At 42.2% G+C, this 24,847-nt stretch carries 19 protein-coding genes and 1 pseudogene; 5 read left to right on the top strand and 15 right to left on the bottom strand.

Features of this window, described 5'->3' with window-relative positions:
* The first annotated feature begins 61 nt into the window (after nt 1-61).
* The 3 genes from T3H97_RS03095 to T3H97_RS03085 are packed head-to-tail and all read left to right on the top strand — an operon-like array spanning nt 62 to nt 4,070.
* Nucleotides 62-1,750, top strand: a complete 1,689-nt coding sequence (locus T3H97_RS03095) for a spore germination protein (RefSeq protein WP_328801655.1) — start codon at nt 62-64, stop codon at nt 1,748-1,750.
* A 24-nt stretch (nt 1,751-1,774) separates the two neighbouring features.
* The gene (locus tag T3H97_RS03090; RefSeq protein ID WP_328801654.1) at nt 1,775-2,878 is read left to right on the top strand and encodes a GerAB/ArcD/ProY family transporter; all 1,104 of its coding nucleotides are present in this window, start codon (nt 1,775-1,777) and stop codon (nt 2,876-2,878) included.
* Nucleotides 2,871-4,070 (top strand): Ger(x)C family spore germination protein, encoded by a 1,200-nt coding sequence (locus tag T3H97_RS03085; protein WP_328801653.1) that lies wholly within the window; start codon nt 2,871-2,873, stop codon nt 4,068-4,070. The genes T3H97_RS03090 and T3H97_RS03085 overlap by 8 nt, the downstream gene beginning before the upstream one ends.
* Nucleotides 4,071-4,183: 113 nt before the next feature.
* Here T3H97_RS03085 and T3H97_RS03080 read toward each other — a convergent pair whose 3' ends face one another.
* The 9 genes from T3H97_RS03080 to T3H97_RS03040 form a co-directional block, all read right to left on the bottom strand.
* Entirely contained in the window at nt 4,184-6,226 is a 2,043-nt protein-coding gene (locus T3H97_RS03080; protein WP_328801652.1) for a serine hydrolase domain-containing protein, read from the bottom strand.
* A gap of 123 nt (nt 6,227-6,349) precedes the next feature.
* Nucleotides 6,350-7,651: an ATP-binding protein gene (locus tag T3H97_RS03075; RefSeq protein WP_328801651.1), complete on the bottom strand. Its 1,302-nt coding sequence runs from the start codon at nt 7,649-7,651 to the stop codon at nt 6,350-6,352.
* A gap of 1 nt (nt 7,652) precedes the next feature.
* On the bottom strand, nt 7,653-8,393 hold the full coding sequence (locus T3H97_RS03070; protein WP_250243066.1) for a LytR/AlgR family response regulator transcription factor: 741 nt from the start codon (nt 8,391-8,393) through the stop codon (nt 7,653-7,655).
* A 216-nt stretch (nt 8,394-8,609) separates the two neighbouring features.
* Nucleotides 8,610-9,494, bottom strand: coding sequence for an IS3 family transposase (locus T3H97_RS03065; protein ID WP_134902449.1), 885 nt, complete (start codon nt 9,492-9,494; stop codon nt 8,610-8,612).
* Nucleotides 9,449-9,763, bottom strand: coding sequence for a helix-turn-helix domain-containing protein (locus tag T3H97_RS03060; protein WP_025722639.1), 315 nt, complete (start codon nt 9,761-9,763; stop codon nt 9,449-9,451). The genes T3H97_RS03065 and T3H97_RS03060 overlap by 46 nt, the downstream gene beginning before the upstream one ends.
* A gap of 101 nt (nt 9,764-9,864) precedes the next feature.
* Complete coding sequence (treR, locus tag T3H97_RS03055) at nt 9,865-10,623, bottom strand: trehalose operon repressor (RefSeq protein WP_328801650.1); 759 nt, start codon at nt 10,621-10,623, stop codon at nt 9,865-9,867.
* Between the two features lie 75 nt (nt 10,624-10,698).
* On the bottom strand, nt 10,699-12,663 hold the full coding sequence (gene treP / locus T3H97_RS03050) for a PTS system trehalose-specific EIIBC component (RefSeq protein WP_328801649.1): 1,965 nt from the start codon (nt 12,661-12,663) through the stop codon (nt 10,699-10,701).
* A gap of 106 nt (nt 12,664-12,769) precedes the next feature.
* A complete protein-coding gene (gene treC / locus T3H97_RS03045) occupies nt 12,770-14,497 on the bottom strand; it encodes an alpha,alpha-phosphotrehalase (protein ID WP_328801648.1) in 1,728 nt (575 codons plus the stop codon).
* A gap of 275 nt (nt 14,498-14,772) precedes the next feature.
* Entirely contained in the window at nt 14,773-15,354 is a 582-nt protein-coding gene (locus T3H97_RS03040) for a LysE family transporter (protein ID WP_328801647.1), read from the bottom strand.
* Nucleotides 15,355-15,468: 114 nt separating this feature from the next.
* Here T3H97_RS03040 and T3H97_RS03035 point away from each other — a divergent pair, with 114 nt between their 5' ends.
* Nucleotides 15,469-16,020: a helix-turn-helix domain-containing protein gene (locus T3H97_RS03035; RefSeq protein ID WP_328801646.1), complete on the top strand. Its 552-nt coding sequence runs from the start codon at nt 15,469-15,471 to the stop codon at nt 16,018-16,020.
* 116 nt (nt 16,021-16,136) lie between these two features.
* Here T3H97_RS03035 and T3H97_RS03030 read toward each other — a convergent pair whose 3' ends face one another.
* The 5 genes from T3H97_RS03030 to T3H97_RS03010 form a co-directional block, all read right to left on the bottom strand.
* Nucleotides 16,137-16,706: a sugar O-acetyltransferase gene (locus T3H97_RS03030; protein WP_274483922.1), complete on the bottom strand. Its 570-nt coding sequence runs from the start codon at nt 16,704-16,706 to the stop codon at nt 16,137-16,139.
* Between the two features lie 20 nt (nt 16,707-16,726).
* Nucleotides 16,727-17,935: an MFS transporter gene (locus tag T3H97_RS03025; protein WP_442955630.1), complete on the bottom strand. Its 1,209-nt coding sequence runs from the start codon at nt 17,933-17,935 to the stop codon at nt 16,727-16,729.
* A gap of 238 nt (nt 17,936-18,173) precedes the next feature.
* Entirely contained in the window at nt 18,174-20,528 is a 2,355-nt protein-coding gene (locus tag T3H97_RS03020) for a glycoside hydrolase family 2 TIM barrel-domain containing protein (protein WP_328802768.1), read from the bottom strand.
* Between the two features lie 79 nt (nt 20,529-20,607).
* Entirely contained in the window at nt 20,608-21,402 is a 795-nt protein-coding gene (locus T3H97_RS03015) for a Nif3-like dinuclear metal center hexameric protein (protein ID WP_328801645.1), read from the bottom strand.
* 63 nt (nt 21,403-21,465) lie between these two features.
* On the bottom strand, nt 21,466-22,035 hold the full coding sequence (locus T3H97_RS03010; protein ID WP_250243054.1) for a 5' nucleotidase, NT5C type: 570 nt from the start codon (nt 22,033-22,035) through the stop codon (nt 21,466-21,468).
* A gap of 255 nt (nt 22,036-22,290) precedes the next feature.
* On the opposite strand from T3H97_RS03010, the pseudogene T3H97_RS03005 reads away from it, so the two are divergent.
* Nucleotides 22,291-22,455, top strand: a pseudogene (locus T3H97_RS03005) (glycoside hydrolase family 5 protein); the annotation flags it as partial.
* A 13-nt stretch (nt 22,456-22,468) separates the two neighbouring features.
* Here T3H97_RS03005 and T3H97_RS03000 read toward each other — a convergent pair.
* Nucleotides 22,469-24,826: a beta-galactosidase gene (locus T3H97_RS03000; RefSeq protein WP_328801644.1), complete on the bottom strand. Its 2,358-nt coding sequence runs from the start codon at nt 24,824-24,826 to the stop codon at nt 22,469-22,471.
* Nucleotides 24,827-24,847 lie beyond the last annotated feature (21 nt).

Here is a 24,847-nt window from a genome sequence, read left to right as displayed (position 1 = left end):
TACTTTATGGACAAGTTGCTTCTGAAGGGGAAATGAATTGAATCGTTTGGAGGTGGTCGTCATGTGGTCTAAAATAATTTCTTATATTCCAAGCTGGAGTACGCTCTTTCAAGCAGGCCTCGCGTTGATTATTCCTTTAGGGATTTATTATATAAACACCTCGATTTATTCGTTTGTTGGCAGTAAGGGGGCACAATCCAAACATTCTTCTGATCGTCCGCTTTCCGACGAACAAAACGAAGGCCACGCTGATCAGCAGCATGCACCAAGCTCCAAAATTACAGGGAATTTTGATTCCGATTTAAAGTCGATCCGAGAGGCTATAGGCGAAAATAGTGATGTGCATTTTCGTGAGTTTGTAGTAAAGAAATATCATGTTCGGTCCGTGTTAGTCTTCATAGAAGGTATGCAGGATGAAAAGCTTATGAGCAAGCAGGTATTGGAGGTCTTGATGTACGAGGGCCAGCAGGACCCACAGCGCCCACAGGAACAGCAGGAAAGTATAAGTAACACCTTTATAAAAGAAAACTTGATGCCACTTACGCAAATTAGTGAAGTTGCTGATATGGAGGACCTGCAGGAGTCTATACTTTTAGGCCATACTGCCTTATTAATTGAAGGAATGAAGGGAGCACTGCTGGTGGGCTCGCCCAATGGCGCCATTCGCTCCGTCAATGAACCAACCTCTGAAGCATTGCTTCGGGGGCCCCGAATCGGTTTTACGGAGGTATTAAGTGAAAATACTTCGATGCTTCGACGCCAGGGCTTAAACAAAAGTTTGGAGATGAAGAAATTCCAAGTGGGAAGCCGAATCAAAAAAGATCTGATTGTCGCGTATATAAAGGATATTGTGAATCCAGATCTCCTCGAAGAAGTAAACCGCAGAATTTCAAAGATAGACATGGATTTTTTGGCTGAATCCGGTTATGTGGAGCAACTCATTGAAGACAATTATTTAAGTCCGTTCCAGCAGGTTCACAACACAGAGCGACCCGACCGTGTCATTAATGCATTGTTGGAAGGAAGAATAGCCATTTTGCTGGACGGGACTCCCTTTGCACTTATTGTCCCGGTGACCTTCAGTATGCTGCTTCAATCTCCCGAAGACTATTATGAGCGCTGGATTCCAGGTTCACTTTTACGTCTTCTGCGATTTTTTGGAGCTTTCATAGCGCTGATGGGTCCTGCTTTGTATATCTCTTTTATATCGTTTCATCCCGGTTTGATTCCAACCAAGCTGGTCATTAGCATCATTCAGACTCGTCAAGGCGTCCCTTTTCCATCCGTCATTGAAGTTATGATTCTGGAAATTTCGATCGAAATCCTGCGGGAAGCCGGCATTCGCTTGCCCAAACCCATTGGTCCTGCGATGGGCATTGTGGGAGGCTTGGTTATCGGCGACGCTGCTGTAAATGCGGGTATCGTTAGCCCCTTCCTGGTGATTGTGGTTGCGGTAACTGCCATTTCTTCATTTTCGATACCGACATACAGTGCAGGTATTACCTTGCGCCTACTGCGTTTCGTCGGCATGCTCTTTGCAGCAATCCTGGGGATGCTCGGAACCATATTGTTCTTTCTGTTGATTTGTATCCATCTGACGAAATTGAAAAGCTTCGGCGTCCCATATGTGACTCCCTTTTCCCCCATGCGTCTAAGCGACTTGAAAGATTTGTACATCCGAGCTCCTATATCTCTAATGAAACGAAGACCTGTTATGATGAAAACGCAGCAAAAAAGGCGCAGACCATGATGCCAAGACGAAGGAGGAGCCACTGTGTTTAGACGCTCTGATGATAAGATCACAACTAAGCAGGCGGCTGTATTCCTGACCAATACCGTATTGGGCGCAGGAATTTTGACACTGCCGAGGGGTGTAACTGAACAAGTACAGACTCCTGATGCATGGCTTTCTGTCCTCATCGGTGGAGGTATTGTCATATTCGTCGTCTGGGTCATGGTGAAATTAAGTCAACAGTTTCCCGGAAACACCATATACCAATACTCCAGAAGAATTGTAGGCACTGTTCCGGGAGGAATCTTAAGCGTGCTATTAATTATATACTTTATAATCATCGCCGGCTTTGAAATACGTGTGTTAGCTGAAGTGACCATGTTTTTTCTGCTCGAAGGCACACCCATCTGGGCGATTGTGATTCCATTTATCTGGGTAGGGAGTTATTTAGTTTTTGGAGGCATTAATCCCATCGCGCGACTGTACCAGATTGTACTTCCAATCAGTCTTTTCTTTCTGCTTTTTTGTTTTCTCTTTAGCTTAAGGATTTTTGAAATTGATCATCTTCGTCCCGTATTGAGTGAAGGGGTTTTACCCGTCATCAAGGGGCTGAAATCAACTATCCTTGTTTTCAGTGGATGTGAAGTCGTCATGACACTGGTCGCTTTTATGCAGCACCCCGAGAAAGCATTTAAGGCCATGGTAGTGGGGATCAGTATCCCTTTAATTTTGTACTTTTTGACCGTAGTTATGGTGATCGGCGGGCTATCGGTAGATTCCACTGTGACAAGTACTTGGCCTACCATTAATTTGATGCGCAGTTTTGAAATCCCCGGATTTCTTTTTGAACGTCTAGAGTTTCCACTGCTAGTGATCTGGATGATGCAAATGTTTTGTAATTCCTGCAGTTTTTTCTTCAATGCATCCTTAGGTGTTTCACAGGTGTTTGGTTTTAAATATCGTTATGCGGTTTTCGGTTTAATCCCGCTAATCTTTATCTCCACAATGACTCCTGTTCGTATGATGGAAGTGTTTAGCCTGGGCGATGCGATCGGATATATGGGAATCCTATTATTTATTTTGATTCCGGTATTTCTCTCCATTGTGTTCATGATCAGGAAGAAGGGAATGAAGCAAAATGTGTAGACGACCTATCCTATCTGTACTGCTTGCCTTTATTCTTCTGGTGACTCAAGTCGGTTGTTGGAGCAGCAAAGAAGTAGAGGAACTTAGCATATATACAGGAATTTCTCTGGATAAGGGGGAGCTCACTCCATTGGAACAGGATCTGGAGAAGAAAGGCAGCCGTTACTTCAAGAAAAATAAAATTACGGCCAGCGTACAAATCGTCCCCAAAAAATCATCTGGAAGCCCAAACCAACAAGGCGGAGGAGGGGGACAAGAGCCAAACTATAACAACATAACTGGCACAGGAGATTCTTTGCTTGAAATCTTCCGCCAACTCTCTCTCCGTTTGGATCGCCCCGTTATTGGTCACCATCTAAAGGTCATGGTGGTTTCCACCGATTTGGCAAAAGAACAGACGATGCAGCAATTAATGGATTTTGTGCTTCGTGATAATGATATTCGCCCGAGTTGTTTGGTCTTTTTAAGCAAGGGACGAGCAGCTAGTACTTTAGTTACCAAATATAAGGAAGAAGTCCCATCCATTCATATTCTGTATATGCTTCGTAACCATTTCAGAACCAGCAAGGTAATGAGGGGGGTCAATTTGTCTGAATTGGATGGGATGATGCATTCCAAAAAAAGCTATATATTGCAAAACATCACTGAATCCGATGGGGAATTGGAATTTTCAGGTGCTGGTATTATTAAAGGAGATACCGGTCACTGGATAGGCAGTTTGGACCAACAAGACGTGGAGAGTATTGGATGGATTACAGGTGATGTTAAGGGCGGAGCTGTAAAAACATATGACAAGCGGAATGAAGCTATCACTTACGAAATCAAATCGGTAAAAAGCAAGATAATAACGAAGGTGACCGAGAGCAACGATATCTCGTTTCACGTAAAAATTGAATCCAAAGGACGTTTAATCGAAAACTGGGATGATAAAGCGGACCCGACTGAGACACAAAACATGAAGGAGGCTGAGAAAGAGTTTGAAAAACAAGTGACTCGCAGGATTAAGTCTCTTATGCACAAATTACAGTCAGAATATAAAGTCGATGTTGCCGGTTTTGGTGACCATTTGCATATTGAGAAACCGCAGGTGTGGAAAAAAGTAAAGGAGGATTGGGATTATAAATTCAGCAAAATACCCGTAACCTTCGATATAAAATTATCCATTACGGATTTAGGCTCATCTGCTGAATGAAAAAGTCGAATTGGCCTTATATAAAAGCCAATTCGACTTAAGATTCGCGGTTGTCCTCATAACCTTCCAACGCTGCAACGGTCGCTCCTGAATTTCCAGAAGCGGCTACATGCTTAATTCAAATTGATTTTAAATACATCCCCTGCATTGCCACCCAAAACGATCAAGCCACCTTTGGGCAGTACAACCGAATTGTTATTGCTAGCAGTTGAAAATTGTACAACCGCTCCGTTTTCATCATAGACAGCGAAACCTCCGCTTTTTGGAAAATCAACGGTCATCGTTTTATTGGCTGAGTTTTTATCTATTTTATACCATGTGGCTTGGCCATTAGATGGTATAGTGTACACTGATTTTCCTCCCAAGATAGGTTTAACAGCATCTTCGCTGATATAGGATTGTCCATCTATGGTTAAATACTCCGAACCATCCTTGGCATAAAAATTCAGATCAAATGCATCTCTTCCACTCATAACAGGAATCTCAACGGCATTTACTGCTTTATTCTCATCCACAATTTTAGTACCACTTGCATATCCATCATGATCAACGGATATTTTTTTCGTTATAAATGAGGGGGCCAGATAAAATATGGAAGATATCTTTTCATCCAAAGCATAATAATTTTTCCCGTTTCTGTTTTCCCATGCCTTTTTAACTGTAGGATTTACAGGATTGGCATCTAGCTTTTGATATTCATAAGTCACCATAACCATTTGACCTAATCCCGGAAAGTTTAAATAGAAGTTAGCCTTAATATACGTTTTCCCGTTTTTTTGTTTGTCAAAGCTTATGGCTACACTGCCATCACTGCTTTTGAATTGTCCATTGCCTGTATACACATATTTTTGCGCCGGGACGAATCCATCCAGAAAAGCTGGTAACTCAAACTCTCCGTTTTTAATCTCTACATTGATGGTTGTACCCACCGAACCGTATAATCCCGAATAAGCAAGTAAATCAGACGGCATTTCTACTTTTACAGGAGGCTCAAATGTTTTATCCGGTAGGATGTCTTTAATGATGCCCTTATCTTTTAAAACTTCTAATAAAACGTTAGAAGCAAAAATACTATCTAAGATGGAAGATCCCCCAGATGAAAGCACAGTCATAGAAAGCTGATGCTCTGGTATGGTGATCAAGACAGAGTGATACAAAACAGTATCCCCACCCTTGGATAACGCAGTTATTCCGTAATCACTAAACGGTGCCAACTGAACCGCATCCCAACCAAGCCCATAATTAAAGCTGTTTGTCTCTTCAGGTACCCATACTCCATTTCGATATTCATGACTTTGCATGGACTTTGCTGATTGTGCAGATAAAACATCGGGTCTGTTCCCCGTTAATACTTCTGAAAACTTAGCCACCTCTTCTGCGGTGGAGTATAAGCCTCCTGTCCCGATGACATTGGCATTTTCAACCGGTAAGGCCCCCTCAATCCCAGGAAAATAAGTTTTGGACAGCTTTTGTCTATCAAATCGGTCGAGAGGTGTTTTGGTAGATTTCAAACCCAAAGGGGTATTCATATGCTTTGCCAGAAAATCGGTGTAACTTAGACCGCTCACCCGCTCAACCAATATTTCAAGCAATTGAAATCCATCATTGGTATATACGGAATATTCACCAGGGTTTGATTTTAAGGTTTCTGATTGCAACCTTAGCAAGAGTTCATCATGATTTTCTGTATCATTGTCATTAAATAACATACTATTTTTATAGTGAGCACCGTAAAGACCTGACGAATGATTTAACAGCATACGCGGTGTAATTTGTTTGTATCTTTCATCAGACATTTTAAAGTCCTTAATGTATGTTGTTAGCGGCTGATCAATATCTACCTTATGGGCATCCACCAGCATCATCGTTGCAGCCGATACATACATTTTGCTTGTAGAGCCTATACCGAACATCGTATCTTTGGTGATCGGCTCGTTGGTTGCTTTATTCTTTACACCCACGCTATCCGATAATACGATGTTTCCATGGTCCATAATGGCATACTGCACACCGCTAGCACCGTATTTGGATACCAGCTCCGAGGCCAGACTGCGAGCCTTTTCCTTGATGGGTTCAGGAGTACCTTGAGCAAAAGTATTCGTCATCGGCAGTACAAAAAGTATAGCAGAAACGACCCCTGCTATTATTTTCTTCATTCTATATATCCTCCTCTTATAGCTTCACCAGATTTTATTACTGACCTGATCATACAATGAACGAGGATTCTATATAAAAAAACACCCTTAAACGAAAAAAACAATCCCTAAACAACATGATGTCTAAGGAATGTCCTTATAAAATGGCAATAAAACCATATTATCGAATACTTTATTTTTCGTTTCAATGGTCATATTCCCACCGTATTTATCACATATTCTAGATATATTGGTTAAGCCAATGCCATGAACATCCGGGTTTGATTTTTGACTATGCAAATGGGCAACTTCATTCTCCACATGATTAAGGATGTGAATGAACAGCGCGGACTCATTGGAATGTATTTTAATAAGAATGTACCTATCATCCGCAATCCTGACCCTTTTAGATGCTTCTATGGCATTATCCAGCATATTGCCCAGAGCGACACATAAGTCATAACGTTCAATATTTACTTTCTGTGAATACAAGTTAAGCTGGGTATCTACCTTGATGCCATTGGCCAGAGCAATATTAAGGCTGTTCGTGACAAGGGCATCTATAACCAGATTACCGGTATTCACTCTTTGATATGCTCCTTCGATTTTATTTAATGTAACCTTAATATGTTCACTCGCCTCAGCCAATTCATTTCTCTTGATACATTCTTCAATATACAAAAACTGTTGGTGTGTATCATGAATGATTCTTTTTATATTTTTGAAGCTGTGAACCGTTTTTTCGTAGTTAGCATCTTGGTAGTCCATCTGATGTTGTAATTGAGCATTTTCATGCATTAATTGAAATTTTTCAATGATATTATCGAAAATATATATGATAAAAACATTTAAGAAAATAAAGCTAATAATAGAACCAAAATAATACATATTTTTTTCACTATAAACAGATAAAACATTGACCTGGTATATACTTATGATGGGAACGATTAAAAATAAAATATAGTAACGATGCTGCAAAGGGAAGGTTCTGCGTTTAGCAAATAGCCGTATAATCTGAATGACAGCAAACATGATAATGCAGCTGAGTAGCATAACCTTAGAGTATATCAAGTGATCTTGTCCACTCAAATGGATAAAGTTACTGATTTTAACGGAGCCTACAGCATATAAAATATAAAGAGATACAAAATTAACGATGGTTATCAATACAGCATAAAGGATCGAAAAAATGATCTTTGTCTTTACTTCCACTGTATACGATTGCGCTAAACTAAATATGACAAGTAATGCTAAAATCGAAGATATCGTAGGAGTCAAATAAACATTTAAATATAAGGAATCCAGCAAGCCAAAAATAATGAAGTACACGAATCTGTTCGGCTTTCGATTGGACTTATCAAAAACCGAGTTAAAGTAAAAATTCACTTGGAAGCACATCACAAGGACAACGCAAAGATTAAGAAGCAGGGAGTTATATTCCATCATATTAATGCATCTTCATGATCATAAATTTGGTATATAGATCTTTAACTTCTTTTATTTTAGAACGCCCAATAGGTAACTTCACATCATTTGACATCAAAACATCACCGCCAGCAAATTTTTTCACATGAATTAAGTTTATAATAATCGAACGATGAATTTGTAGAAAATTATGTTCTTTTAATGCTGAAGCATAGTCCGAAAGAATCCCTTTGCTATCATAGGTTTGAGTAGAGGTTACAAAATGCAGTTTGTTTTTTATGGTTAAGCTTTTGGCCACTTCAATACTAATGATATCATCATATTTTAAAAGCACCTCTTCATAAGCTGACTTGATGATAACGAATTTTTTATCGAGAGATTGAAAATATTGGCACAGCTTTATCATCTTTTCCTCAAAGATATGGGGAGCAATCGGTTTTATTAAATACTGAAATGTGACTACGTCAAAACTTTCCACCATATATTCAGGGTAGCTCGTTAAAAAAACAATCTGTTCATCCAGGTGATTTAAACTCCTTATTTTTTGAGCGGTTTGAATTCCGTTTATGCCATTCATTTCAACATCCAATATTAAGATATGGAATGGAGATTCATGGTTTTGATAATGAGATACCAGCTGTTCTCCTGAGTCGAATAATTCAACTTTAAATTCTATATTGGTCTTTATCGACAAAGTAATCAGCATATTTTTAACAAGTTCTCTCTGCTTGTGCTCATCATCGCAGATAGCCACTCTATACATAAATAACATACACCTCATTCCCATTGCATTGACATGGAATTGTATTCTAAATAGTATATAACCTTTTAATATTCTATAAACAGCTTTTGGATAAAACGCAAATTCAAATCCCTCAAATGCCAGTATACAAGCTGCTCAGCAGTTGCATCCAAGGTAAAAAAGAAACCCTCGTCTTCAATGGTCAAGACCCCATTTTATAGACACTGAAAAAAGACCCTAGGCTATAAGCTGCTTCCGATACTCTTTCGGAGGCAGCTTATTTAACTTTCGTTGTGGTCGACATTGGTTGTAAAATCGAATATATTCTTCTATTCTCCTTTGTGCCCCGTCCATATTTCGGATATCATATGGGTAGAGCCCTTCCGTTTTGAGATGCGAGAAGAAGCTCTCCATCGAGGCATTATCATAACAATTGCCTCGGCGAGACATGCTGATCCGGGCGCCAACCTTTGGCAACATGTCATGGTACGCATGGGACGTGTACTGGAATCCCTGGTCGCTGTGAACGATGAGGCCAGTCACGTCTTTTTGCTGTTTAAAGGCTTGTCGAAACGTCTGTAAAACCAGTTCGTTATCATTTCTATGGCTCATCTGGTACGCGATAATTTCGTTATTGAACAAGTCTTTAATCGCAGACAGATATAGCCAGCAATCCCCCACACGATATTGCGTGATATCTGTGACCCATTTTTGATTAGGTTTGTCCGCCTTGAAATCCTGTTTTAGCAGATTTTTCGCCACACGACCTTTCGTAGAGGAAGCATAGTTGCAGCGATGTTTCCGGCGAATTTGTGAGCGGATTCCCAAGACCTGCATGAGCCGGAGTACCTTTTTATGGTTCATCCAGACTCCATGATCGTGCTGCAAAAATAGTTGAATTTGGCGATAGCCGTAGACCCCGTTATACTGCTCATACACTTTCTTCACAAGTGCTTTCGCGTCCCGATCTCGATCTGCTCCTCTACGCTTTAAGAAGGCGTAATATCCACTTCTGGAGACTTTGAAAAGCGTACACAGTTTGCTAATAGGATAGTCTTTCGCAGCTTTCTCAATGGTTATATATTTGTGTGCTTCATCTCCTGTATCCAGATTTCCAAACACTTTTTTAGCATATCATTTTCCCGTCTCAGCTTCTGTACATACCTATCCTGATCGATATACTCCTTACGCCGTCCTCGCTGGTCCATGAGCCCGAATTCACCGAGTTGCTTGTATTTGCGCATCCATTCTTTTAATCGATGTCGATCTGCGATCCCAAACTTCTCCATGAGTCTACGATACGTCCAACCTTCTTCAATATGGAGTCGTATGGCCTCTACCTTGGTTTCAAACGTATACTCGTTAAACTTTGTTCCCTTTTTCGCCGGCATAAAAAATGCACCCCTTAGATTTCATCGGATAAACCAGGGGTTTATTCCAATGTCTATTCTAAGGGGTGCACTTCATCAAAAGACGGGGTTTCTTAACTGTTTTATTGATGGTTATTTAAAAAATCTGCTCTCTTGTCTCCACCGTGGGAACGTCTGGCAAAGTCGATAAATTGGAATTTGTCTAGCCGATGCCTTGACTCGGTATACTGGAACAACGTGGTGTCCTCCAGATAAACATAGTTACGTACTACGACCACATGAGTGTAGTTCTGAAGGTCCATCAGCCTATGATCTTCTTCGTCTGCATTTTCTACGGAAACGACCTTTTTGGCATAACTGATTTGAAGATGGAGCTCTCCCTCCAAATATTCGTAGATGGACCCCCGACTAATTTCCTCGGTAAGCACAGGTACAATGTCTGATCGAAAGTAATCTTTATCCAGTATGACGCATTCACCTTCAATCTCACGCGCACGAATAACTTTCCAGACCAAATACTTGTCTTTGTCAATCTCAAGATGCTTGGCGATGTCATCTGGAACTGGAATTAGTTGATTTTCATGTACAATTGTTCGTGATGTACGCCCAATTCGTTCAGACATTTCCTTGAAACTGACCAGTCCTCCTATAGGAAAATCCATCCGTCCAATATCCAGAACAAAAGATCCTTTAGCTTTTATTTTATGGATATACCCATTTTGTGCAAGCAAGTGAAGTGCTTTACGTACGGTTTCGCGAGAAGTGTTATACTCTCGGGCCAGTTCATTTTCAGATGGCATTTTCGTGCCTGGAGCCAATTCGCCTGTCTGGATTCGTCCCGAGTACTCCTGATAAATTTGCAAAAATATATTCTTTGTCAATTTTCATCACCACGTTCATTGTAGCATTCTTTCACTTGCCTGTTCACTAAAATAGGCTGTGCGAATGAATTTGACTTAATTCGTATGGTCTGATGAAGAATTCAAATGAATTCTCATTAAGGTATACTGCAAATCGTCTGCCTCCCCTGGCAGTTCCTCAACCGATTTAATCATACTCTGACCATCCGGAACAATGACTGGTGTAATGATGGGATATCCGGATTTCTGAATCAGATCACGGTCAAATTCCATCAATAGTTGCCCTTGCTCCACAGTTTGATCTGTCTCCACATGCATGGTGAATCCTTCACCCTTCAGTGACACCGTATTGACTCCCACATGTACCAGAATCTGCACACCTGTCGGATGCTCCAAAATCAAAGCATGCTTGCTTTTCATCATGATATGAATAACTTTTCCCCTGAATGGGGCAAGAATCCGACCATCCTTCGGTTCCACTGCAATACCTTGCCCCATCTGCCGTTCGGCAAAAGCCGGGTCAGGGACCTGTTCCAATGGCACAACATGGCCCAGTACCGGAGTCTTTACTTCAAGCACATCCAGTGCAGAATCCTGGCGACCCGAATCTTTTCGTACGGAGTCGTTAGCTGGTGCAGCTGGAGTCTGACGGCGCTTATTTAGCAGTTTCCCATACATGAAGGTTAAAGCGAACGGCACAATCAATACGATCGCCATCCCGATGAAGAATACACCCCAGTTGTTTGGGAAAATAGACAAGAAGCCTGGAATCCCGCCCACACCAATGGAAGAAGCCATCACATGATTTACGGTGAGCAGTATACCTGCAATACCGGAACCGATCATTCCGAATACAAACGGATATTTATATCGGATGTTCACCCCGAATATGGCAGGCTCGGTTACACCCAGAAAAGCAGACACGGAAGAGGTAAGAGCCAATCCTTTTCCCTTTTGCTCCTTCAATACCAGCATCATTGCCAGTGCTCCGGCACCCTGAGCGATATTGGACAGCGCCAGCATCGGCCATAGGAACGTTCCACCCTGCGTACCAATTAATTGCACGTCCACCGCCAGGAAAGTATGGTGCATTCCCGTAATCACGAGCAAGGAGTACAAGCCTCCATAGATCAAGCCTCCCACCGCAGGAGCCCAATCGAAAACGTATACAAGACCAGACGTAATAGCATTACCAATCATAAAAGTAACCGGACCGATCACTGTAAAAGCCAGAAATCCCGTTATTAATAATGTAATCGGTGCCACGAGTAACAGCTTAAATGAATCCGCTATCTTTTTATTTAGGAATTTCTCAATTTGTGCAAGTACGTAAGCGGATACTAAAACAGGTAAAACCTGTCCTTGATAACCAATCTTGTTCACTTCCCACCCAAACAAATTCCAAACCGGAACGGTTCCTTTGGTAACGGCATCCGCATAACCGTATGCACTTAATAGATCTGGATGAACCAGAATCAGACCCAGTACAATCCCGAGTAAAGGACTGCCGCCAAACCGGACAACGGCCGACCATCCAATTAAGGCAGGTAGGAATGCAAAAGCGGTGCTGGCAATGGTGTTAATGATACCAGCAAAGTCAGTCCATTGAGGATAGACCTGAACCAGAGCCATACCTTCGAAGAAAATCCCCTTGCCTGTCAAAATATTATTTATTCCAAGTAATAAACCTGCAGTCACGATTGCGGGCAAGATGGGGATAAAAATATCTGCCAGCGTCTTGATGGCACGCTGAATTGGATTTTGTTTTTTGCTTGCTGCATTTTTGACATCGTCTTTAGAAGCCCGACTACCTCCTGTAATGGAGATCATTTCGCTATATACCTTATCCACCAGGCCTGGACCAATCACGACCTGATACTGTCCTTGCGAAGAAAATTGGCCTTTGACCAAATCATTTTGTTCAAGTGCATCTTTATCTACCAGCTTATCATCATAAAGGGCAAATCGCAGACGAGTTACGCAATGCGTAGAGGCCTCTATGTTGTCTTTGCCACCAACGGCTTTTATAATGTCTTCCACCTGTGCTCTTTCAATCGCCATCTAGTCCACTCCCTCGACGTTTGCTCATTTTTAAAGTAGCACCCCCGGCTTAAAAATAAATGTACGACCGGGGTACTACTAGATGTTTCCATACTATTCACTAAGGTTAACGAACAATCCACATATATGAAGCATATGGGGTTAAAGAGATCACTTGTTTTAGCTCTGGGGCGTGCTGGGTATTACCAATTAAGAGCTCAGCCGCATCCAACGCTTGATTTTTTAATCGTGAATAAAATGAATCCGGTATACGGAATTGCGTATCCTGTTCGCTAAAATTAGAGATGACGATCAGAGTCTCCTGTTCATTGCTGCGTTGATAGGCGTAGACCTGAGGATGGGCTTCGTCCAAGCGTTGATACATCCCATCGGTAAGGACCTGCACCGTCTTACGCAGATGAATTAGCTTACGGTAATGGTGGTAGATAGAGTTCGGGTCTTCTAACTGAGCCTGAACATTAATCTGTGGATATCGTTCATCTACCTTAATCCAAGGAGTGCCTGTAGTGAAGCCCGCATTGCGAGTGCCATCCCACTGCATCGGTGTTCTCGAATTATCGCGAGACCGCTCTCGAATGATATTCAATGCTTCTTCTGCACTTTTGCCTTGCTCCTGCAAGATACGATACATATTCAGAGATTCAACATCCCGAAACTCTTCAATATCTGCCCACTGCGGGTTGGCCATCCCAATTTCTTCACCTTGAAATATATAAGGTGTTCCTTGAAGGCCATGTAGCGTGGTTGCCAGTAGCTTGGCGCTTTCCTCATGGTATTCACCATCATCCAAAAAGCGAGAGATCGCTCTTGGCTGATCATGATTATTAAAAAACAATGCACTCCAGCCGCCACCCTGTTGCATGCCCGTTTGCCAATCCGAGAATAGCTTTTTCAGCATTTCAAAATCAAATGGCATCAATTCCCACTTTTGTCCATTTGGATAATCCACCTTCAGATGATGAAAATTAAAGGTCATGGATAATTCTTTTCTCTCTGGATTGGAATAACGGATACAGTGATCCAGTGAGGTGGAGGACATCTCCCCTACAGTGACACTGTTATACGCTGAGAATACTTTCTCATGTAACTCATGAATGTATTCATGCACATGCGGACCGTCCGTATAGTACCTACGCCCATCCCCAGGAGACGTGCTTCCATCGTCGTTCGAGAATTGCTGATCTTTGGAGATCAAATTAATGACGTCGAGTCGGAAGCCACTAACTCCCTTCTCAGCCCAAAATTCCAGCAGGTTGACAACTTCCTGACGGACTTTGGGATTTTCCCAGTTTAGATCCGCCTGAGTCTTATCAAATAGTGTCAGGAAATATTGACCTGTTGCCTCGTCATATTGCCAAGCTGGTCCACCAAATTTGGAAACCCAATTGTTTGGTGGTCCACCATCGGGGGCTGGATCACGCCAGATATAGTAGTCCCTATACTCACTATCCTTAGAAAGCCGTGCTTCCTGAAACCAAGCATGTTCTGTGGAAGAATGGTTAACCACGATGTCGATCATTAAGTACATCCCACGTGCCCGGATTCCCTCGCTTAATTCATCAAAATCCTGCATTGTTCCATAATCAGGATTAATCTGGCAATAATCGGCTACATCATACCCGTTATCGCGTTGTGGTGAGACATATACAGGCTGCAACCAGACAATATCGACACCCAGTTTCTTTAAATAATCCAGTTTTTGCGTCAGTCCTCTTATATCACCGGTTCCTTTGCCCGTCGTATCGTTAAAACTTTTGGGATAAACCTGATAGACTACTGATTTGCGCCACCAGTCCTTATCTTGAGGAATTAAAGTCTTGTTCATTGCTTGCATTCATGCTCATTCCTTTCTTGCGAAATGAAGTAGCGTAAAAAATAATATAACGCTTTCAATATCTTGTATATACAAGATTAAGTCATGTATATACAAGTTGTCAACAGCTTTATTTATTAAGGTAATACCCGTTTTGCAGCTAAATGATCAGGAGACTCATCCATTCTGTCCGATTGTATGTTATGACTCGTAGAATAAGCTCAATTCACACGAGAAAAAAAGGCTCCTGCCTACAGTCAGGAACCTCCCTTTTCTATGATGGATCCGGTATTCATTTACATCCATATCGATAGTGCACTATAAATCAGTAATAAGGCCATTATAATATTGAAGGAGCGCTCATACTTGTTCAAGAAACGCTGAAACATAGCCCCAAAAACCGCCCAGCACACTACAGCTACAAAACCAATACAGGTCAGGAGTAATGAAATCGTAATAAGCTCTATATACGATACATCATAAGGCATAACAAACGTTGAAATGACCGTAATACCATACAAAATGACTTTTAAATTGATAAATTGCAGCAGCAATCCTGACTTGAAGGTATATCCTTCATTGTGATCATTATTTTTCGCAGAAGGTTTGCTCTTAGCTATTTTTACTGCCAGATAAAGCATGTACAGACTACCCAGTACATTCATCCAGATTTTAACCCGTGGCAAAAAATGATACAAAGCAAGATTAAAATAGCAGGCTAACAGCATAATAGCGAAACAGCCAGCCGTTACTCCCAGCAAGAATGGGAATGCTTTTTTCAAACCTAACCGCCTGGCACTGTCTAAAGACATAATATTGTTGGGACCTGGCGTAAAGCTGGTAACGAGTGCATAAGAAAGAAACGGAATAAACGGCATACAATAATCAACTCCAGTGTGTTATAATCGAATAAAATGTACGTTGAAACGCACGTTTGTACTTCATGATTGTACGTTATGTTCTTTATATAGCACAATAGGGAGCGAAGAATTATGGAGAATATTAATCTAATTTTAAGTAAAAATCTAAAACATCTAAGAAATGAAAGAAAATTGAGTTTAGATAAATTAGCTGATCTGACGGGGATCAGTAAAACGATGCTCGGTCAGATTGAGCGGGGAGAATCTAATCCCTCGATTACAACCGTATGGAAAATTGCGAACGGCTTGAAAATCTCTTTCACTGCTCTGATTAACGAACCACCTGCAGATGCGGTAGTCGTTCCTAAAAGCAAAGTACACGTGCTTGAAGAAAGCAATCACTATCGCTTGTATCCGTTTTTCCCCTATGAAGGAAACAGAAATTTCGAGGTCTACACCGTAGAGATTGAAGCAGGCGGGGAACTAAGTTCAGCGCCGCACCGTGAAGGTACAGAAGAATTTATTACGGTATTTGAGGGTGAGATGGTGGTAAAAATCAGCGAAGAAATGTACACGGTTAAAGCTGGAGATTCAATCCGCTTTAAAGCAGACCGCCCACATATTTACTATAATCTAGGAGAAACACTAGTACGGATGAACATGATCATTTATTACCCTGTATAATTCAATATTGAAGACCATAAGTGTACAAGTCTTTAAATTAAATGATCCTATTAAAATTAGGAGCTCTTTTAATAGGATCATCGGTACAAATATTAAATGATTAGCCTGTATGCTGTTTAGGAGATTTCAATTTGTTTAATTATTCGCGCTGGATTTCCAGCTACAACCACATTATCTGGAACATCCTTGGTTACTACTGCTCCTGATGCCACTACGACATTATTACCTATCGTAACACCAGGATTGATCACTGCTCTCCCGCCGATCCATACATTGTTGCCAATCTTAACAGGCTTTCCATACTCTGGGCCAGCGATTCGTTCAAACGGATCTATGGGGTGAGTTGCTGTGTAAATATGGACTCCTGGAGCCAGGAAACAATTATCTCCAATGCGCACTTCGCAAACATCCAAAATGGTACAGTCAAAGTTGGCATAGAAGTTATTTCCAACATGGATGTTGTATCCGTAGTCACAACGTATGTTGGGTTCCATGCCTATATTTTCACCAGTTGATCCGAAAAGCTCCTTAAGTAACTTTTCACGGTACTCACGATCCGTCTCTGCCGTCTGATTAAAGAGACGTACACATTTTCTCGCATACTCTCTTTCTTGCGTTAATTGAGGATCAGCAGCTACATACAGTTCCCCATCCATCATCTTTTGTTTTTCCGTTTTCATAGTCATTGAACAATCCCCTTTATATTTTAATCTGATTTCTTTTCTTTCACCTCAATAGGTTGGGCTGCACCGGATATCAAACCAGCAACAATAACGCCAACAAGCACTACAATCAAGGCATGCAGAAGTCCAATATGTTCACCTAAAAACCCTAATCCTGGGGGACCTACTAAAAAGGCAATGTAACCGATCGTGGCTACGGCTCCAACCCGGATAGCTGCACCACGAGGGTCATCTCCGGCAGCAGATAAGCCCACAGGAAAACCAAGTGAGGCTCCAAGCCCCCATAATACGACGCCCAATCCGGCTATGAGGTAATGCTGTCCCCAGATCACTAGAATGATACCGATAGCAGCCAGGACAGCACTTCCTTTCAACACAGGGACACGGCCGTATTTATCCAGTATAAATCCGCCAGTAAAACGTCCAATGGTCATCGCTGCCACAAATAGTCCATACATATAGGAACCTGTTAAAGAATCCACGCCATAACCATCTACCATCGTTAGCGGTAGCCAGTCATTCGCAGACCCTTCTGCAAACGCCATACCTAACACGATGATACCGATCAATAAAATTCGTCTTTCTTTCCATACAGCAAGCTGCGCCCTGAGATTAGATCCAACCTTTTGAGTAGGAACTTCTTTCTCTATACCTGTATCGTGGGGCAGAAAACGATAAAAATAGAAAGTTACCCCTGCAATCATGGCAGCCATAGCTCCAAAATGGACCACAACAGGTATATGTAGTGCTGCTGCTCCAGAACCGATGACTGCACCTACAAGTGTCCCCATACTAAATGAACCGTGGAAAGCCGGCAAAAGCGTTTTTTGCAATTGATTTTCTACCGCAGAACCTTCGACATTAAGAGCTACTTCTGCTGTCCCATAGCCACCTCCAAAGATGATCAAACCAGCAAACACGATGCTCGCGAGCGAAGATGCAGTTCCCAACCCTACAATGACAAAACCGCTTACAATCAAAATCGCACTTCCCAGAATGACCGCCCGTCCACCTATACGAGAAATCATATTGCCTGCACTGAGTAGTCCCACTAAAGAACCTGCAGCTAATCCAAAAATAATGATTCCCATTTCGGCAGTCGAGACATGCAAAATATCCCGTATAATAGGCGTTCGAGACACCCAGGAAGCAAAAGCTACACCTGGTAAAGCGAATAACAAAAACAAAATATTACGAATTACCCGAGGATTCATGGAGGGTTCTAATAGCATTTACTTATCTCCTCATCATCACTTTTTATCAACCTTTTAATAAGTTATATTATAATTAGTCATTCTATTCGTATCCAAACTATTTGTCAAAAAGAGAATTATAGTCATAGACCGTTATTGACCGTCAGTTGTCAACATATTAAAAAAGGCCTGAGCAGGTAGAGCATAAGCATTCACCACCTATTCAGACCTTTTTAATTAAACCCTACAAGCTCTATACTCAATCAACCCTGAATTGTCATTTGTGTTCTTGTTCTATTTTCAGTCTGGTTTCTCCCAGCAACCCTCCATCTCCTGACGCTTGAAGCAACAACTCACCAGCCACATAACCGGATTGTACAACAACGAGACACCTTCCTCTGTGTGTTCGTCTCTCATTCCCCTTGAAGGATTCATCGCTGGTGAGATCCCCATTGTCTATTCCAAGGATACGACCATCACCCTGTAGTTTAAAGGTTAAATCAAAATCCTGGTTAGGTACAATGATCCCGTTTGGGTCTATGATGGTTACTTCCACATGTGATATCTCATGCCCATCAGCAGGTAGAATTACCCGATCAGCCTCCAACTTTAGAGCATAAGGGAGCCCGGCAGTGGTTAACTCATGCTCACAAACCTTCTCGTTTCCATTACGACCCACAGCCCGGATTTTGCCCGGTGTATAGGGAAGCTCCCATAGGATTAAATGATTAGGATAGTCCACTAACTTCCTCTCACCGTATGATTCATCATTTACGATCAATTCCACGCCCTCACAATTGGTGAAGGTAACCAACCGTATCAATTTTCCACCGTATTCAGGAAATGTCCAGTGATCTTCCATGGCCGGAGATTTCCAGTGCATCGTCCATGTCGGATTAAATTCCGATTTCATATGTTCGTTAAATGCGGCTATGTGCACAACAGGCTGATTAGACCATAAACTTTGTTGGAGATAAGATACCGGTTTGCGGAATCCGCAAGTATCAATCAGGCCCGAAGACCACCCTTTGGAGGGATAGCTCGTTTCTCCCAAATAGTCAATTCCACTCCACACAAATTGACCGATCACATAATCATGATTAGCGACATCAAACCAGGGATTTAGGGGCAAATAACCTTTAACACGGTTATCCTTACCCCGATAGTACGGGAACGTCTCGGTTCCAAGGATAAGCGTATCCGGCATGGCCGCTCTATAGTGCTCATACCACTGCTCCTGATAGTTTAACCCCAGAACATCCACTCGTTGTGCCAGCTGTTTGGTATGCTCCACTTTGGCCTCAATTGAACCCTCACGCAAGCTGATCGGTGTATTATGCGGCTCAAGCGCACACGTAACCGGTCGGGTTGGGTCTTTTTCGTGGCAGAAACCCACGAGCTGCTCCAACATTTTGAGCATGGATGGCTGACCTTGGTTTTCCACTTCATTCCCAACGCTCCACATGAAAACACTGGGATGGTTCCTGTCTCTGAGCAGCATTGCTTCCAAGTCCTTTTCCCACCACTCATCATATAAATGCTCATAGGAAAGAGATTTCCATTTGTCAAAAGCCTCATCAACCACCAAGAACCCCATCTGATCACAAAGATCTAATAATTCGGGCGCCATCGGGTTATGAGCAAAACGGATGGAGTTACAGCCCATTTCCTTCAGCTTTTGCAGTCTTCTTTTCATGGCTGTATCATGGTAAGCAGCCCCCAGACAGCCTAAATCATGGTGAATGCACACTCCCTTTAGCTTTAAGCTGTCCCCATTCAGAAATAAACCTTTTTGAGTGTCCAGCTTCACTTCTCTTATGCCAAAAGGGGTACAATAACGATCCATCTCTGTATTGTCACAATAGATCGTCGTCTGGGCTTCGTAGAGCACTGGGTTGTCCGGTGACCATAGTTCTGGGTCTAAAACTCGCGTTTTTTGCTCTATTTCCCCCGTTTCACAGCCCGAAAGAGTTACTCGGTTTTCCACTTTTCCTTTGATCTGTCCCTGTGGGTCGAGCATTTCAGTCATAATTGTACACTCTACGACATGCGCGTGATGATTAATGACCTGGATTCTGGCAGTGACCTTGGCTTCATCTGGCGAAATTTCAGGTGTGGTAATGTAAGTCCCCCATTCGGTTATATGAATATAATCCGTACAAATCAGCCAGACATTACGATAAATACCGGCCCCCGAATACCATCTGTCAGGTGAAAGAATCGTATTATCCACTTTGACGGCAATCACATTCTCCTCATCCCACTGAATATATGGAGTCAAATCATATTGAAAGCTAACATATCCATAGGGCCGCTTGCCCACAAAATGTCCATTGATCCAAACCTCACTGTTACTGTGAATGCCATCAAATTGTATGTATACGCGCTGTTTTGGTGAGGAGGGCTTCACATTAAAATGCTTTCTGTACCATCCGACAGACCATCTCGGCAAATAAGCTTGATTGCCACCATACAGCATATGTGGATCAAAGGACTTCTCAATGCTCCAATCATGAGGGACTTGAAGGAGCCGCCAGTGCTCATCGTTGTAGTCCATTTTCTCAGCACCTGCATAATTACCTTCTACAAATTTCCAGTCCGTTTTGAACGGCAAAATCACTCTGCTTCCCATCATCTTGCCTCCATTTCATAAAGTGGATGAACGGATATAACAGCAGTGCTGGATGATCATCACAAAAGACGTGTTCTCATTACAATATTTGAAACACCGGGCGATCTTCAATAAAGTGTACGGGGAGCATTGGAAATTGGGCGGAAAGTACATCTGCGAGATATTTCATCCCAGGTGCTTCACTTTCAGCATGTCCCAGCATGATCAGTGCTTTACTTTGCCCTTGATAGACAGCATCTTTCACATATTCTGGTGTTTCCCATTCTGGGCCTTCACCGGCAATGACTAAATCTACATTTTCATTTAGAAATAATGGAATGGCTAGATCACCGCCTCCCCTGTATCCTACTGAGATTCCCACTCGTTCACATGGCATGGAAACTTCGCCAGCCACCCGTACATAACGAATATGTAGTTTGGCTTTGATATATTCAGCGATCTCCTTAACTTCCATAGCCGGAATAGCCAAAATGGCGGCCGTCGACTGCTGTTTCACAATGTAGTTGTGCCAGTCAAGCGCCTGAAGAAGCCCAACCATCACTCCATCCGGTTGATAACGATGTATGGCGTCATGAAACCGATAAATGCCTATACCTGCATCGGCTATTAAGCGAGATTTTTGCAAAAAAACAGGATCATGTAGTAAACATTCATGCATCCTCTGATGACTATAAAAGATGCCTTCATGCGTAATGATAAAATTTGCACCTAGAGAAATAGCTTGTTCTATCACATACTGCGAAGCAGAGAAAGCGGTTACAATTCCGTGTACCTCAGTATCTATAGATCCTGGGTCCAGCAGATCTACGGTGGTGTTGGGTATGCTTATTCCCTTGGTCAGATAATTCACAATCTGACCCATAGTCATGGTCATACACGTTCCCTCCTCATGGATAAGTCATATCAATTGTAGGAGTCAGCTGTTTTATGAATGGTTCTATTCTTTATACAGAACTCCTAAAATGGAGTCGATTCGTTCTTTTGCGCCTTGCCAGGATGTCATGACGGGGAACTCATATTGCTCTCTTGCTCTCAGATTCCATGGATGAGGAATGCAAAGCACCTTTTTCCCCTCCTCTAGCGCAGGCACTAAATTATGAGGACCATCATCAATCAGGAGATCGTAGTTAATCAGGTTCTTTCGTTTACATGGGAAAAAGTTCTCAATCGGAATGAATGGCATATGTCTTTGAAGCCAGTTCCATTTCTCCACGACGGTCTTGGGTTCTGCCGCTGTCACAATAATGACATCAAAAGCATTGCAAAGCTTCTCCATTTCTTCTACAACATACTCGTCAAATAGTTCAAGTTCCTCAAACAAACCCGGTCGTCCATAAAATACATCAAGCGTGCTCTTTGGATGACGTAGATGATCGGTGTTCCAATCTAACATTTCTTCATACCGAAGCGGATGAGTGGGAAATTCACTATTGTTATGGTATATGGCTCGTTTGACGAGATGACAGATGGTATCGTCCATATCGACTGCAATGATTGGTTTTCTCATCAGCTTGCCCCTATTCACTCTGGTAAAATTTTTCATAAGAATATCATACTATAATTTAATATCGCGGTGAAGCTTAGGTATTGCTGTACGATAGATCTCACCTTTGTTCAAGATAATCAGCCAAGTAGAACGTTAGGTTCATCTAAATGTCGAAGGTATACACCTTAATAGAAACAATAAGCACAATAAAATCATAGAAAAATCACACAGAAATAAGTAAACTATGTGTCTCCATTTCAAAAGCAAAAAATGTTTGGGGGATTCTTCTCCAAGGCACAAGCTGCTTCAGGATTTTATGTAAGCGGTACCAAATTGTATGATTCTGCAGGCAAGCCGTTTGTTATGAGAGGCGTCAATCATGCTCACACTTGGTACAAAAACGATCTTTATACAGCTATCCCGGCAATTGCCCAGACAGGTTACACTTCCTGGGTTATACGGTGATTCGGATTTCATACACAGGCACGATGCTGACTGCGCCAATATCCGCGATTCGTTCCTCCGTAGACTCTTTCCAGCCAGCCATGGTTGTATTGCTGTTGAGAACCTTACCTTTTCGAATGGGGGAAACATATACGTACAACTCTTGCTCGATGAGCCGATGTTCAAATGCTTTCAAGCCTATTTCCCAGGTCGTATGGTTGCAGAAATTATCATTGATCAGTTCGCCATCCATAAAAGCATAACCGATATCTCCAGTATAATCGATACGCAGCAGAGCTTCCTTGATTCCATGAAACGCATCTGTTTCGAAATCAATAGTAAATTTATCTTTATTTACCCTTTTCAAATTGAACTGGATTTCTTTCTTAGGAGCCTTTAAAAGATACGTTTTGAATAATTCACTTTCTGTTATTTCAAGCAGCTCTCCACCGGAAATAAATGTGAATGAGGCGTCAAAATCCGGGAATACACTCAGGGTTACCATTTCTTGGCCCGTCGATTCCAGCCTTAGATCGCCCTCAGATACAAGTAGATTGGCATTTGTCAAAATGACTCTGTCCCGGCCTTGCATGTTTACCTTCCAAAATGTAAGACTTTGCTCATCAGTCATCGTGTAGATGGCAACTTTTTGGCCACTTTCAGAAACCAGACGGATGAGACTATCCTCCTTTTCAGCAACCTTAATGATCGTGTTTCCATCGAATTGCTCTATCGAACCTTTGTCGATTGTGGCACTGATCATATCTTGTGACTCCATTGCATACGTTCCTTTCATGCCCTCTGGTACAAAGAAAAAATAATATACTTCTCCATCTTCTTCTATCCTTGTTATCAGCTGTGCCGTAGCATATTTGAGCTTCATTCCATCTAAATTGAAGTTAAATGGCAATATGGCGAAACTATTACGTCCTAACGTCAGTTCACCTTGACTAGGGATTACAATCGTTTCCTCAGGCAGCTCAATGCTCACATTAAAATCGCACAGGTCGTCATTTTCGACATGGTCTTGGAAATTATTTAGAAACAGGTAACCCGATCCGGCACTGGATCGCACTGCATATCGTAACGTGTCCACATCATAAGGGTCCATCTGGGACGTATCCCCTGGCAGAATAGTCTTTGTTAGTGAGAATTGCTTTTGGAACGTTGAAAAAAAGTAATGCTGCAGCTTTGTTCTTTGGTATGATTCCCTTACTTGACCGAATTCGCCGATCATGGCGTTGAAATCATAGGAGATTTTAGGGGTGGCTAGATCATTGGTGAACGGGTTAACCTTACCTTGAGGATTGGACCCCCCATGATACATGTAGTATCCGATCAGGTTACAGCCCTCTGCAACCTTCATGACAGTCATCGCTGGAACACTGCGGTAGGGAAAGGCGAACCGATATTTATAAAACTGAACCATGCCGCCACCCATTTCACAGCAAGCGTACGGATAGTCTTCAGGGGCGTATTGAGGCTCGAAATTGTAGCTCTTTGGAATCTTGTTATTATGCTTGTCTCGGAAAATGTATTCCGGTGTCGCTGGATGCTCGTTCATCCCCTCCAAACGTCCCTCTTCGTAGTAGATCCATGGCCAATAGGCATACCCGCCCCATAATGGCAGCATATCAGGGACAGGAGTTGTTGCTCCTCCCCATCCTGTGCACGTATAGATCGGGGTATCAATCCCCGCTTCCAGAGCTATTCCTTTAAGTTTTAACATATGCGAGTTACCGTCACTTCCGCTGTTTAGCCACATGTCATTAATTCCTACAGTCAATGCCCACTGGGCAGATGAATGATGATGCTCGTTTTCGATTTGGGTGCCGATAATCGGCCCTCCCTCCTTATATAGCAGCCCTTTAACCTGGGCACCGATCTCGTTATATAATCTTCTCGTATAGAACAGATATCCCTCATCATTAGAACGAACCTCAAATGGTCGACCAAATAACCAATCTGGCATACCGCCGTTTCGGATTTCCCCATGATTGAACGGTCCAATCCGAATGATGGAGTATACCTGATGTTTGCCGCACAACTCGATGAAACGACGAAGATCCTTGTTCCCACTCCAATTAAAAATACCTTCAACTTCTTCATGTAGATTCCAAAAAATATAAGTGGAAATGATATTTACGCCGCCCATTTTTATTTTAATGATTTCGTCTTCCCAATAGCGTTCATCATAACGGGCATAATGGAATTCACCACAAATACCGAAAAAGGGCTCTCCGTCCTTCTCCATAAAATAGTTGGTGAATCCGATTTCCTCTCCTTTTGGATTGGTGCCGCCAAGTTTGATATGTCCTTTAACAATATGCTTTTGATCATCTTTGACTGTAACTCGATAGTTTCTCATGGAGTTCACTCCCCTCACTCG

Origin of the sequence: Paenibacillus sp. LX16, assembly GCF_036252815.1 — a bacterium.
GTDB classification, from domain to species: domain Bacteria; phylum Bacillota; class Bacilli; order Paenibacillales; family Paenibacillaceae; genus Paenibacillus; species Paenibacillus polymyxa_B.
Note: the sequence above shows the minus strand (reverse complement) of the source record. Positions and strands in the feature narration are given on the sequence as shown.